This window comes from Dietzia sp. IBK-p2-15D (assembly GCF_057773105.1).
On the sequence record NZ_JBYMTK010000117.1, the window covers coordinates 1 to 438 of the forward strand.

1 protein-coding gene is annotated in these 438 nt (G+C 53.4%); it reads left to right on the forward strand.

From position 1 onward, the window contains the following. Positions 1 to 39: 39 nt before the first annotated feature. On the forward strand, positions 40 to 438 hold a 399-nt coding region (gene era, locus AC3DEV_RS17145; RefSeq protein ID WP_488372897.1), incomplete at its 3' end, for a GTPase Era.

The following is a 438-nucleotide window of genomic DNA, read 5'->3' on the forward strand; positions in this document are numbered from 1 at the left end:
GGCTGCCGCCGAACAGGCGTTGAAAAAACTGGAGCTGGAATGAGCATCGATAAAAGTTACTGCGGATTTATTGCTATCGTCGGACGTCCGAACGTTGGCAAATCCACATTGTTGAACAAACTGCTGGGGCAGAAGATCTCCATCACCTCCCGCAAGGCGCAAACAACTCGTCACCGCATTGTGGGGATCCATACTGAAGGCGCGTATCAGGCGATCTACGTTGATACCCCTGGCCTGCATATGGAAGAAAAACGCGCCATTAACCGCCTGATGAACAAAGCGGCGAGCAGCTCTATCGGCGACGTTGAGCTGGTGATTTTTGTCGTAGAAGGCACCCGCTGGACGCCGGACGATGAAATGGTGCTCAACAAGCTGCGTGATGGCAAAGCGCCGGTAATCCTCGCGGTGAACAAAGTGGACAACGTGCAGGAAAAAGCC